This is a genomic window from Stenotrophomonas sp. OVS01A, from assembly GCF_019969775.1.
In the GTDB taxonomy this organism is placed as follows: Bacteria; Pseudomonadota; Gammaproteobacteria; order Xanthomonadales; family Xanthomonadaceae; genus Stenotrophomonas; species Stenotrophomonas indicatrix.
The window spans coordinates 102101-114114 of the sequence record NZ_JAHXYV010000003.1 but is presented as its reverse complement, the minus strand read 5'-3'; the positions used below and the strand labels follow the sequence as shown (position 1 = coordinate 114114).

Sequence of the window (12014 nt, the reverse complement as noted above, 5' to 3'; positions counted from 1 at the left end):
AGCGCCGGGCCATGCCCGGCGGATCCATCAGTACTGCAACAACCATCCGCGCATTGCCGCACTCACCTCGTCCGGCTTCTCCATCGGTGCCAGGTGCCCGCAATCGGGCACCACCACCAGCTGCGAATGCGGCACCAGCGCGTGCATCTCCTCGCTCACCGCCAACGGCGTGATGCGGTCGTTCGCACCACAGACGATCAGCAGCGGATCGCGGTAGCCGGCCAGCACATCGTGGCCATCACTACGCTCCAGCGCGCTCTGGCGCAGGAACACCTCCGCACCCAGCCGTGCGGTCATGTCACGCACGCGCTGCACCAGCACGTAGTCGTCCAGCCGCGAGGCGTCGATATAGCTGCGCATCAGCGCGTCACCAAAGCCGTGGAATTTACCGGGCAGGCGCACGCTGGCGCGCTGGCTGCGGCGCTGTTCGGCACGTTCCGGGGAGTCGGCATGGATCGAGGTGTCGATCAGGGCCAGCTGCAGCACACGCTCCGGCGCGGTGCGCAGGATCTGCTGGGCGACGAAGCCGCCCAGTGAGAAACCGGCCAGCGCAAACCGTTCCGGCGCCTGCGCCAGTACCTCCTCGGCAACGGCCTGCAGGGTCTCGCCGCGGGTCTGGTCGCCCACGGTGCAATCGGCGATATCGGCCAGGTCGGCCAGCTGCGCGCGCCAGAGTTCGGCGTCGTTGAGCAGGCCGGGGAGCAGCAGCAGGGGAATGCGGTCGGTCATGCGGGTATTGTGGCGTCTTCAAACCCACAACACGACCAGACACCCATGGCCGACCCCTACAACAGCGCTACCCCGACCACGTCCGCAGCGCGCTTCGATGATTCGATGGTGACCACCGCCTTCGAGCTGCCCGGCTACCGCATCGCGCGCAACCTGGGCGTGGTACGCGGCATCACCGTGCGCTCGCGCTCGATCGTGGGCAACTTCCTTGGCGGCATCCAGACGATCTTCGGCGGCAACATCACCATCTACACCGAGCTGTGCGAGCAGGCGCGCGAGGAAACCTATCGCGACATGGTCAAGCATGCGCGGCAGCTGGGTGCAAACGCGGTCATCGGCATGCGCTACGACGCCACCGATGTGATGACCGGCCTGACCGAAGTGCTGTGCTATGGCACGGCGGTGGTGGTCGAGCCGCTGCGTTGAATCCGATGTTCCGCCGGGCATGGCCCGGCGCTACCGTCACGGTCACGCCACCGGCGGGACGTCGGGCACTTCCACCTGCTGCACCGGCAACGTCACCATCATCACCGTCGGGTCGTCCGGGTCCAGCCGGGTCTTGAAGCCCAGGCTCTGGCACATCGCCAGCATGGTGCTGTTCTCGCGCAGCACCTGGCCTTCCACCACGTCCAGGCCCAGCCACTTGGCGTACTCGATCATGATCGCCATCAGGCGCCAGCCGATGCCGTGGCCCTTCAGATCCGAACGGATCAGGATGCCGTACTCGCCACGGTGGTAATCCGCATCGGCATGCAGTCGCACCGCGCCGAGCATCTCGCCGCTGCGCGGTTCGAGCGCCACCAATGCGATCGAGCGCGCGTAGTCCAGCTGGGTCAGGCGGGCGATGAACTCGTGGCTGAAATGCTTCACCGACTGGAAGAAACGCAGACGCAGGTCCTCGTCGCTGACACGCGCGAAGAACGCACGGAACAGCGCGTCATCTTCCGGCCGCACCGGGCGCACGAACGCGCGACCGCCATCGGACAGCTCGATGGTGCGTTCCCATTCCTTCGGATACGGGAACACGGCGAAGCGTGGATGGCCACGGCCCTTGTGCAGGATGCGCGACGGCGCAACCGCAACGCGCGCGTCCAGCGCGAGGATGCCCTTGCTGTCCACCAGCAGGGGATTGATGTCCAGCGTGCGCACTTCGGGAATGTCCGCCGCCAGCTGCGCCAGTTTGACCAGCGCCAGTGCCAGTGCGCGCTCGTCGGCGGCGGGCACGTCGCCATAGGCTTTGAGAATGCGCGAAGCCCGGGTCTGGCCGATCAGCTCGTGGGCCAGGCGCAGGTCCAGCGGCGGCAGCGCCAGTGCCTTGTCGTTGATCACTTCCACCGCCGTGCCACCGCGCCCGACCACGATCACCGGTCCAAACGTGGCGTCGTCGGCGATGCCGACGATGATCTCGCGCGCCTTCGGGCGGACGATGGTCGGTTGCACCAGCAGGCCGTCGATGCGCGCGTCCGGCCGTAGCTGGCGTGCACGAGCAAGGATGGCCTTCGCCGCGCTCTGCACCGCCGGCAGGGTCGCCAGATTCAGGCGCACGCCATCCACTTCGGATTTGTGCGGAATATCGGGCGACAGGATCTTCAGCGCGACCGTCGCACCACGCTCCAGCAAGGGTTGCGCCAGGTCCATCGCCTCGTGCGCATCGCGCGCATGCATCACCGGTGCAGAGGGGATGCCGTAGGCCTTCAGCAGTTCATGGGTGGCCAACGGGTCCAGCCAGCCCTGGCCATTGGCCAGCGCGGCTTCGACCAGCGCGCGCGCACGCGCGGTATCCACGCTGAAATCCTGCGGCAGGCTCGGCGGCGTTTCCATCAACGCACTCTGTGCCTCCCGGTAACGCACCAGATGCTGGAAGCCGCGCACGGCCTCCGCTTCGGTGGGATAGGTCGGCACGCGTGCGGCATTGAGGGTGGCGGTGGCCTGGTCGTCGTTGCCCAGCCACACCGCGAATACCGGCTTGTCGCGGTGATGGCGCGGGCGCAGGCCGAGCGTACGGGTCAGCGCCTGCGCCGCATCGGCCGACGAGGTGAACGCGGTAGGCACGTTGACCACCAGCACCGCATCGTTCTCGCTGTCGGCCAGCAACGCTTCGATGGCAGTGGCATAGCGATCACCATCGGCGTCGACCACGATGTCGACCGGGTTGCTGCGCGTCCAGCCCTGCGGCAGTACCGCATCCAGCTTCTGCACGGTGCTGTCCGACAGTTGCGCCAGCGTGCCCTGCAGGGCGATCAGCTGGTCCACCGCCAGGTGGCCGACGCCACCGCCGTTGCTGAGGATGGCCAGGCGGCGACCGGGGAAGGTGCCAAGCCGGCCCAGCGACTCGGCCGCGGTGAACAGTTCGTCCAGCGCGCTCACCCGCAGCAGGCCGGCACGGTTGAATGCCGCGCCGTACACATCATCGGCGCGCGCCAGTGCCTGCACGTGGGTATCGGCGCTGCCCGGCTGTACCCGTTCGGCGCGCCCGGACTTCACCACCACCACGGGTTTGGCACGCGCAGCGGCGCGCGCGGCCGACATGAACTTGCGCGCGTCCTTGATCTGCTCGACATAGAGCAGGATGGCGCGGGTACGGTAGTCGGTGGCGAAATAATCCAGCAGATCGCCGAAGTCCACGTCCATGGTGTCGCCCAGCGAAACCACGGCGGAGAACCCAACCGAGCGCGCCACGCCCCATTCCACCAGGGCGGCGGCAATCGCCGAGGATTCGGAGATCAGCGCGAGGTCGCCGGCCTGTGGGAAATGCGCGGCGATGCTGGCATTGAGCCGTGCATGTGGCGCGATCACGCCCAGGCAGTGCGGGCCAAGGATGCGCAGGCCATGCGCGCGTGCGGCGGCCTCCACCTGTGCCCATGGCGAGCCCGGGCCTTCTCCCAGGTGCGCAGTGAGGATGATCGCGGCCTGCACGCCACGTTCGGCAGCGGTGCGTACCACCTGCGGCACGATGGCGGCCGGTGCGGTGATCACCACCAGTTCCGGCACCCAGTCCAGGTCCTTCAGCCGCTTCACCGTGCGGATGCCATCGATTTCGGCATGGCGCGGGTTGATCCATGCCACTTTGCCGGGGAAGCCGGTGCCGCGCAGGTTGCGCATCACTGCGCGGCCCGCCGAGCGCTCACGCGGGCTGCCGCCGATCACCGCGACCGACTGCGGACGGAACACGGACTGCAGGTGGTAGGTACTCATGTGCCTACGTTACACGGACCGGCGCTGCGGCGGCATGATCGTGCGCAGGAACCTGGCATCGCATCCACGCATGGCGTGGATCTGCTACGCCGGCCAGAACCAGTGGATCCACGCCATGCGTGGATGACGCCCCCCGTTACAGCAGCGTCCCGTGCAGGATCATCGCGGCGATGCTGAAGTAGATGACCAGGCCGGTCACATCCACCAGGGTGGCCACGAACGGGGCCGAGGCACTGGCCGGGTCGAAGCCCAGCCGCTTGAGGATGAAGGGCAGCATCGACCCGGACAGCGAGCCGAACGTGACGATGCCCACCAGCGCGGCACCGATGGTGATCGCCAGCAGAATCCAGTGCTCGCCGTAGTCATGGAAGCCACCGAGCTGCCAGATCACGATGCGTACGATGGCCAGGCAACCGAGGATGGCGCCGAGCACCATGCCGGTGGGTACTTCGCGTAGTGCCACCTTCCACCAGTCGCGCAGGCGCAGTTCGCGCAGCGCCAGGCTGCGGATCAGCAGCGAGGTCGCCTGCGAACCGGAGTTGCCACCCGAGCTCATGATCAACGGAATGAACAGGGTCAGCACCACCGCGCGCGCCAGTTCGTCCTCGTAGTGCTGCATCGCGCTGGCGGTCAGCATCTCGCCGACGAACAGCACGCTCAGCCAGCCGGCGCGCTTGCGCAGCATCTCGAAGAAGCCGATCTGCATGTACGGCTTGTCCAGCGCCTCCATGCCGCCGAACTTGTGCGCGTCTTCGGTGGACTCTTCGATCAGCGCATCGAGGATGTCATCGACGGTGACGATGCCGAGCATGTGCTGCTGCGCGTCCACCACCGGAATGGCCAGCAGATCGTGGCGGCGGATCAGCCGCGCCACGTCTTCCTGGTCCATCTGCGCATCCACCATCACCGGCGGATTGACCTGGGCCACGTCCAGGATCGATTCCTCCGGCAGCCCGGTGATCAGCCGGCGCATGGTCACCACCTGCTGCAGCTGCTGGTTGGCCGGGTCGAGCACGTAGATCGCATACACGGTCTCGCGCGTGCGTTCGACCTGGCGGATGTGCTGCAGGGTCTGGGCCACGGTCCAGGTGGCGGGCACGGCGACGAACTCGGTGGTCATCAGCGCACCGGCGGTGTTCGGCGGGTAGCTCAGCAGCTTCTGGATGGTCTGCCGGGCTTCGTTGCCCAGCAGCGGAATCAGCCGCGCGCGTTCTTCTTCATCCAGCTCGTGGACGATATCGGTGGCACGGTCGTCGGCCATCAACCCCAGCAGCGCGGCGGCGCGCGCCGGCGGCAGTGCGGCAACCAGTTCGCCACTGCGGTGCAGCTCCGGCGCCTCGAGCATCTTCACTGCGCGCGGCAGCGACAGCGCGGCCAGCGTCTCGGCGGCGCGCTGCAGTTCGAGCGTGTTGAGGAATTCGACCGCGTCGGCGGTGTTGTAGTTCGCCAGCGGTGCCGACAATGCTGCGGCATCGGCCACCGGACGCAGCAATTGCTTCTGGTTCATGGTGATTCGCCTTCATGGGGTGCGACCTCGCGCAACGCCAACGCAGGCAAACCGTCCCGGTGTCAGGCGGTGGCCATCGCTGGCGTCGACCGAGGTCGACTTCTACTGTCGCTGGACATGGGTTGGGGACTCCGGAGGGGTGTACTGCCGGACACGCCGGCAGCGGCGGGCAGTCTGGACCTGCGGTCGGTGCAGGTCAACCCGCCACGCTGACCGGACAATGGGCCCGCTGCCGTTCTCGTGCGTACACAGCGGCGCGCGCATAATGCCCAGGTGGCATCCGCCGCGCTTCCCCTCCCCGCCGAACGGACGCACAGCCGGCCTCCCGATGACCAGGTATTCCCATGCATAGCGGTGGTCTGGAACTGGCACTGGTGCTGCTGCTGGCCGCGGTGATCGCGGTGCCGGTGTTCAAGAAGTTCGGCTTCGGCGCGGTGCTGGGCTACCTGGCGGCCGGCGTGGTGCTCGGGCCGGACGGTCTGGGCTTCGTACAGGACGCCGACCGCATCCTCGGCGCGGCCGAGATCGGCGTGGTCATGCTGCTGTTCGTGATCGGGCTGGAGCTGTCTCCGGCCCGGCTGAAGGTGATGCGGCGCTCGGTGTTCGGTGCGGGCGCGGCGCAGGTGGCGCTGTCCGGGCTGGTGCTGGGCGGCCTGCTGCTGCTCGATCACTTCCAGTGGAAGAGCGCGCTGGTGGTGGGCGTGGCGCTGGCGCTGTCGTCGACTGCGGTCGGCCTGCAGCTGCTGTCCGAACACAAGGCGATCAACAGCGACCATGGCCGGCTGGGATTTGCCATCCTGCTGTTCCAGGACCTGATCGCCATTCCGCTGCTGGCCGCGATTCCGCTGCTGGGCGGGGTCAAGAACGAGACGCTGCGCTGGGAAGATGCGGCCGTCGCGCTGGGCGCGCTGGCGGTGGTGATCCTGTGCGGCCGGCCGGTGCTGCGCCGGGTGTTCGGCATCATCGCCCGCACCCGCAGCCCGGAGGTGTTCACCGCCACCGCGCTGCTGGTGGTGCTGGGCACCGCCTGGTTCATGCAGGAAGCCGGCCTGAGCCCCAGCCTGGGGGCATTCCTGGCCGGCGTGCTGCTGTCCGATTCGGAATTCCGGCATGAGCTGGAATCGCAGATCGAGCCGTTCAAGGGCCTGCTGCTGGGCCTGTTCTTCATTGCCGTCGGCATGGGCATCGACCTGGACCGCATCGCCGCCGAACCGTGGATGATCGCTGCGGGCGTGGCGATCCTGCTGGTGGTGAAGTTCAGCCTGCTGTACGCCATCGGCCGCATCGCCAGACTCAGCTCGCGGCAGTCGTTGCTGCTGGGCAGCGTGTTGTGGCTGGGCGGCGAATTCGCCTTCGTGGTGTTCAACGAAGCCCAGCGTGCGCATCTGCTGGGCAATGCCAACCATGACCGGCTGGTGGCGATCGTCGGCCTGTCGATGGCGATCACCCCGTTGCTGATGATCGCCCTGATGCGCCTGCTCGGCGAGGAGAAGGTCGCGCCCCGCCAGGCGGCGGAGGCCGACAAGGTGGCGCCGGACAATCGCCCGAAGGTGCTGATTGCCGGCATGGGCCGCTTCGGCCAGGTGATCGCGCGCCTGCTCACCGCGCAGAAGGTGCCGTTCGTGGCACTGGAGGCGAACCCGGACACGGTGGCCGACCTGCGCCGCTTCGGCAACCAGCTGTACTACGGCGATCCGACCCGGCCGGAGATGCTGCGCGCCGCCGGTGGCGAGCACATCGACGTGTTCGTGATCACCGTGGACGACCCGGAAACCAACCTGCGGGCGGTGCGCATGGTGCGCCGCCTGTACCCGGACGCGACGGTGCTGGCGCGTGCGCGCAACCGCCAGCATGCCTGGCGGTTGATGGACATGTCGGCCGAACCGTTCCGCGAAGTATTCGGTACCAGCCTGGAAATGAGCGGGCGCGTGCTGACCGCGCTGGGCGTGGCACCGAACGTGGCCGAGCGCCATGTGCAGCAGTTCCGCGAGCACGACGAGAAGCTGCTGCGCGACCAGTACCTGGTCTACGACGACGAGGCCGCCGTGATCCAGACCTCGCGCGATGCCCGCAACGACCTGATGCACCTGTTCGAAGCGGACGCGGAAAGCGACGGCGACAAGGAGCGCTGACCGCGGGCCGGTGTGCCGACCAACGGTCGGCACCCACCCAATGGAAGGCGACCTTCAGCCGTTGTCGCGCAGGAACCTGGCCATCGAAGAGACACCCGGCACGCGCGGCTCGGACGCGGAAAGCGACGGCGACAAGCAACGCTGATCGACGGGGTTGGGTAGTGCCGGCCGCTGGCCGGCAACCTCATGAACCTCCTCAGGATTGCGAAGCTGCCGGCCAGCGGCCGGCACTACCGCGTCCAGGGGTCAGCCGTTGTCGCGCAGGAACCTGGCCATCGAAGAGACACCCGGCACGCGCGGCTCGAACTCGGCGGCGACGTCGATGAAGCCGCGCATCACCGCGATCTCGCGCGGGCTGCGGTTCAAGCCATCGCGCGCTTCCGGGTCGGCACCGGCGCGCAGCAGGCGCTGCACCAGCAGCGGCAACCCGTGCAGGGCGGCCAGGTGCAGCGGGCCGAAGCCGCGCGGATCGCGCACGTCCAGGCTGACGTCTTCATCCAGCAGGCGCTCGACGGCGGCCATCACCACCTGCTCGTCGCAGGCGGTTCCCGGTTCGGCGCGCGCGCCCAGCAGCAGCAGCAACGGCGTGACCGCACCGGCGGCGGCCTGGTCCGGCTCTGCACCAGCCAGCAGCAGGGTATCGAGCAACGCCAGCAGGCGCGAACGGTCGCGCGCACTGAAGCCATACAGGGCTGCGCAGTGCAGCGGCGCCAGCTGCTGGGCATCGCCGGCGTGCACATCGGCACCGGCGGTGAGCAGGCGCGCCACGATGTCCGGCAGGCCCAGCGCCGAGGCCAGCATCAGCACGGTGACCCCGCCTGGCAGGCGGTGTTCGAGCTGCGCACCGGCGTCGAGCAGGGCCGAGACGATCTCGACCTGGCGCATGCTGACCGCCGCTGACAACGGCGTGGCACCACTGGCAGCGGCATGCTGCGGATCAGCGCCGCGCACCAGCAGCAGGTCGACCACGGCAAGGTGGCCACCGCCGGCAGCACGCAGCAGCGCGGTGCAGCCCTGCGCGTCGACGGCGTCGACGGCAAAGCCCAGATCATTCAAACGACGCACGGCGTCGACATCACCGGCCATCGCGGCGGCCGGAAGATCACCTTCGCGCAGGGTCCGGCGCGGCAGCGGCCAGACGCGCCAGTCCAGCCAATCAGCCAGATCACGACGACCGATCGACAACGCCACGCCCAGCGGTGTCTGCCCATCGGCTGCACGCGCTTCCGGCGAGGCGCCGTGCTGCACCAACAGCTTCAAGGCGCTTTCGCGGGCCAGTGCGGTGGCCAGGTGCAGCGCGGTCATGCCATGGCTGTCGCGTGCTTCGCGGTCCACGCCGGTGGTGAGCAGGGCCTGCTGCAGGCGCAGCCAGCCCAGGCGCACCGCCAGCGACAACGGCGGATCACCGGCTGGCGAGGCGGCAAACGGATCGGCGCCCCGCTCCAGCAGTTCCAGCGCCAGCTGCTCAAGCCCACGCGCCGCCTGGTCGTGCTGCGCACAGGCGGCCAGGAAACGCGCCAGGCCACCGCGCCCGGCCGGCGACAGGCCGTGCTGCAGCATCACCTGCAGGGCTGGCACGGCATCGATGCCACGCGAAAGCAGCGCGAACATCGGCGTATCTGCGCAGGCGTCGCGCACGTACGGATCGGCACCATGGGCGAGCAGCCAGTCGACCGCACGCGGCTCCAGCGCCAGCTCCGGATCGAGCAGCAGGCCACCCAGTTCTTCGGGCTGGCACAGCCTGGCCAGTGCGGCCATGCCATCGGTATTGCCGAACCCCAGCGCCTCGCGCAGCAGGGTCAACGGCGGGCGGTCGGGCAACAGGCCGCTGGCGCTGGCCGTCTCACCGCGCTCGGCCAGGCCATCGCTGACCGCGGCGGGCAGCGGGTAGGACGGGTCCAGCAGGGCCACGATCGCCCAGCGACCGGCTTCGGCGGCATAGTCCACCGCGCGCCGGCCGGCCGGATCGCTGCCGTCGGCAGCGATGCCCAGTTCCAGCAGGCGCTTGATCAACAGCGGCGAAACGTCCTCGGCCATCGTGGCCAGCAGCACCGCGTTGCGGCCATCGGTGTCGACCGCAACCAGGTCGGGTTTGTGCGGCAGCAGGTGCTCGACCACGGCAGCGCGGCCGGCGCGTGCGGCTTCCAGCCACGGCGTGCGGCCCAGCGCATCGCGCGCTTCCAGGTTGGCACCGGCGGCCAGCAGCACGCCGATGATGTCCACGTGGCCGGCCAATGCGGCTTCATGCAGCGCGCTGCGGCGCTGGCGGTCGCGCGCGTCGGCACGTGCCTTGTACTTGAGCAGCAGCTGCACGCCGGCCGGATCGTCGTCCTCGGTGGCGGCCGCGGCCAGCAGCACCGGGGTGCCGTCAGCCGGCTCGCTGCGCGCGCCACGCTCCAGCAGGAAGCGCGCCAGGCGCCAGTTGCCGACCTGGCAGGCCACCGCCAGCGGCGACCAGCCATCACGGTTCAGTGCGTCCACTTCAGCCGCCGCATCACGCAGCAGTGCGGCCACGCCCGGGTCGGAACTGCGCGCGGCGTGGTGCAGGGGCGTGTTGCCCTCGCTGTCGGTGGCGCGCGAATCGGCACCGTTGGCCAGCAGGGTCATCACCGCTTCCGGACGCCCATGCCAGCTGTCGCGGGTCGCGGCCAGCAGCGGGGTCATGCCACGGTGCGGCGCGTTCACATCGACGCCGCGGCCGATCAGCTCGCGCAGCAGGCGCAGGTCCGGCAATACCGCGGCCAGTACAGCCAGGCTGCGCTGGTCGCGCCAGTTGGGGTCAGGCAATGAATGCGGATCGGCGCCGGCCTGCAGCAACTGCAGCGCGCGGTCGATGCGGCCGTGGCGTGCGGCTTCGTACAGGGCCGGGGTCAGCTCCTGCGGCGCCAATGCTTCCAGCGGTGTGGTGTCCACCGCAGCGCTGAACAGCGTTTCGCGATCAACCGGCAGTTCAGCGCCAACCGGGCCGCGCAGCGAGACCAGCGGCGCCGGTGCGATGCGCTGCAGCAGCAGGTGGAGCAGCGGCGACAGCAGCAGCACCGCCAGTGCCGACGGCCAACGCGCGCTTTCCGGCAGCAGGCCCGGCCAGGTCGGCAGTACCACCAGTGCGGCCAGGGCCATCACCAGTGCGGCCACGCCAAGGCCACGCCAGGCGCTGAGGTCGCGGCCGGCCAGCGCCTGCCAATGCTGGGCCAGGCCACCGTCGAGACGCTCGACATCATTCCACAGCGGCCAGGTGCGCCAGGCCGCCAGCAGGCCAGCGCTGACCAGCACGCTCAGACCCAGCACCGCAGCCAGGCTACCGCTGTCGCGCAGCGCGGCCAGCGGCCAGGCCAGCAACAGGGCCAGCAGCAACGGCGCGGCGATCCACAATGCCAGCAGCGCCGGCAGGTCCTGGCGGACGATCACCTTCGGCGGCAGCAGCGCACGGCTGCGCCGCCACCACGAGATTCCCAATGCGAACGCCGGTTGTGCCAGTGCCGCCAGCACCGCACCGGGCAGGCCGCCCAGCGCCGAACCCAGTGCCAGCAAGGCACCCAGGGTGAAGGCCAGCGACAGGGCGCGGGATCGGGAAAGCTCAGTCATAGTGGCGCAGCATCATGCTGCTCACCGACGGCGGCACCTGCAGGTAGAACCCGCGCTCGGTCAGTTCGCTGCGCACCTTGGCCGGGTCGGCCTGGGCCAGCCGGCGCTCCGCGTCCAGGGTCACGTCCAGCACGAAGACGAGCGGACCCAACGACGCCGACAGCGGCGCAGGCAAAGCGCTGAAGTCATCGCGTCGGGCGAGATAGACGTAGGTGTCCGGCTTGAGTTGGCTTTTATAGACGTAGGCGTGCATGTCCACGGGACGATAACCCGGGAAGAGCCGTGATTGTGTCGGAAAGCCGACACCGGGGAAAGCCGTCACGCGACGATGGCGGCGCGATCGACGGCGTTTCCCCGTTGAGGTTCAGCAATGTGGCGGCGCCGTTCAGGCTGCGCCACCGGTCGGCAGCGCTTACTTGACCTTGGCGTAGGTGCCCTTCAGGGCCACGCCGGCGACGAAGGTGCCGGCCCAGCACTCGTAGTTGGTCGCGCTCTTGAACTCGTTCTTCTTGTAGTAGCTGACGATGTCGACCACGGCGTTGGCGCCGCGCGACTTGGCACCGTCCTGCAGGGCCAGCAGTGCCGACAGCGCGACCCAGTTGCAGGCCTCGACGTCGCTCTTGTTGGCGGCGTTGGTCTTCTTGTTGGTCACGTCTTCGCCCAGGCGCTGCTGCACGCTGACCGGCTGGCCGGCCAGGTAGAAGCGCACGCTGCCGTCGATGCCGGCATCTTTGGCGGCCTGCGAACTGATCAGCTCGCGCAGGGACTGTTCGACGCGGGTATCGCGCGCCGAAGCGGTGGAAGTCAGGGCCAGCAGCGCGGTGGCAGTGGCGATCAGCAGGGTGCGGCGCATCGGAACGTCTCCT

8 protein-coding genes are annotated in these 12014 nt (G+C 68.9%); 2 read left to right on the top strand and 6 right to left on the bottom strand.

What is annotated here, in order from left to right; translation table 11 throughout:
• Positions 1-27: 27 nt before the first annotated feature.
• Positions 28-729 (bottom strand): alpha/beta hydrolase, encoded by a 702-nt coding sequence (locus LC407_RS13365; protein WP_223482991.1) that lies wholly within the window; start codon positions 727-729, stop codon positions 28-30.
• Positions 730-774: 45 nt separating this feature from the next.
• Here LC407_RS13365 and LC407_RS13360 point away from each other — a divergent pair, with 45 nt between their 5' ends.
• Positions 775-1155: a YbjQ family protein gene (locus tag LC407_RS13360; protein WP_099785836.1), complete on the top strand. Its 381-nt coding sequence runs from the start codon at positions 775-777 to the stop codon at positions 1153-1155.
• A gap of 42 nt (positions 1156-1197) precedes the next feature.
• Here the strand turns inward: LC407_RS13360 and LC407_RS13355 are convergent, their stop codons facing one another.
• Both LC407_RS13355 and mgtE read right to left on the bottom strand, forming a co-directional pair.
• Complete coding sequence (locus tag LC407_RS13355; protein ID WP_099844117.1) at positions 1198-3924, bottom strand: bifunctional acetate--CoA ligase family protein/GNAT family N-acetyltransferase; 2727 nt, start codon at positions 3922-3924, stop codon at positions 1198-1200.
• A gap of 136 nt (positions 3925-4060) precedes the next feature.
• Entirely contained in the window at positions 4061-5431 is a 1371-nt protein-coding gene (gene mgtE / locus LC407_RS13350; RefSeq protein ID WP_025877611.1) for a magnesium transporter, read from the bottom strand.
• 344 nt (positions 5432-5775) lie between these two features.
• Here mgtE and LC407_RS13345 point away from each other — a divergent pair, with 344 nt between their 5' ends.
• On the top strand, positions 5776-7563 hold the full coding sequence (locus tag LC407_RS13345) for a monovalent cation:proton antiporter-2 (CPA2) family protein (RefSeq protein ID WP_032976814.1): 1788 nt from the start codon (positions 5776-5778) through the stop codon (positions 7561-7563).
• Between the two features lie 246 nt (positions 7564-7809).
• On the opposite strand, the gene LC407_RS13340 is transcribed toward LC407_RS13345, so the two are convergent.
• From LC407_RS13340 to LC407_RS13330, 3 genes are all read right to left on the bottom strand, one after another.
• On the bottom strand, positions 7810-11148 hold the full coding sequence (locus LC407_RS13340; RefSeq protein ID WP_223482990.1) for an ankyrin repeat domain-containing protein: 3339 nt from the start codon (positions 11146-11148) through the stop codon (positions 7810-7812).
• The gene (locus tag LC407_RS13335; RefSeq protein WP_025877986.1) at positions 11141-11401 is read right to left on the bottom strand and encodes a YcgL domain-containing protein; all 261 of its coding nucleotides are present in this window, start codon (positions 11399-11401) and stop codon (positions 11141-11143) included. The genes LC407_RS13340 and LC407_RS13335 overlap by 8 nt, the downstream gene beginning before the upstream one ends.
• Positions 11402-11560: 159 nt before the next feature.
• Complete coding sequence (locus LC407_RS13330; protein WP_025877987.1) at positions 11561-12001, bottom strand: hypothetical protein; 441 nt, start codon at positions 11999-12001, stop codon at positions 11561-11563.
• Positions 12002-12014: the final 13 nt, after the last annotated feature.

Coding starts and splice junctions, on each gene's coding strand:
- LC407_RS13365 (WP_223482991.1), bottom strand. CDS start 729: ATGACCGACCGCATTCCCCTGCTGCTGCTCCCCGGCCTGCTCAACGAC.
- LC407_RS13360 (WP_099785836.1), top strand. CDS start 775: ATGGCCGACCCCTACAACAGCGCTACCCCGACCACGTCCGCAGCGCGC.
- LC407_RS13355 (WP_099844117.1), bottom strand. CDS start 3,924: ATGAGTACCTACCACCTGCAGTCCGTGTTCCGTCCGCAGTCGGTCGCG.
- mgtE (WP_025877611.1), bottom strand. CDS start 5,431: ATGAACCAGAAGCAATTGCTGCGTCCGGTGGCCGATGCCGCAGCATTG.
- LC407_RS13345 (WP_032976814.1), top strand. CDS start 5,776: ATGCATAGCGGTGGTCTGGAACTGGCACTGGTGCTGCTGCTGGCCGCG.
- LC407_RS13340 (WP_223482990.1), bottom strand. CDS start 11,148: ATGACTGAGCTTTCCCGATCCCGCGCCCTGTCGCTGGCCTTCACCCTG.
- LC407_RS13335 (WP_025877986.1), bottom strand. CDS start 11,401: ATGCACGCCTACGTCTATAAAAGCCAACTCAAGCCGGACACCTACGTC.
- LC407_RS13330 (WP_025877987.1), bottom strand. CDS start 12,001: ATGCGCCGCACCCTGCTGATCGCCACTGCCACCGCGCTGCTGGCCCTG.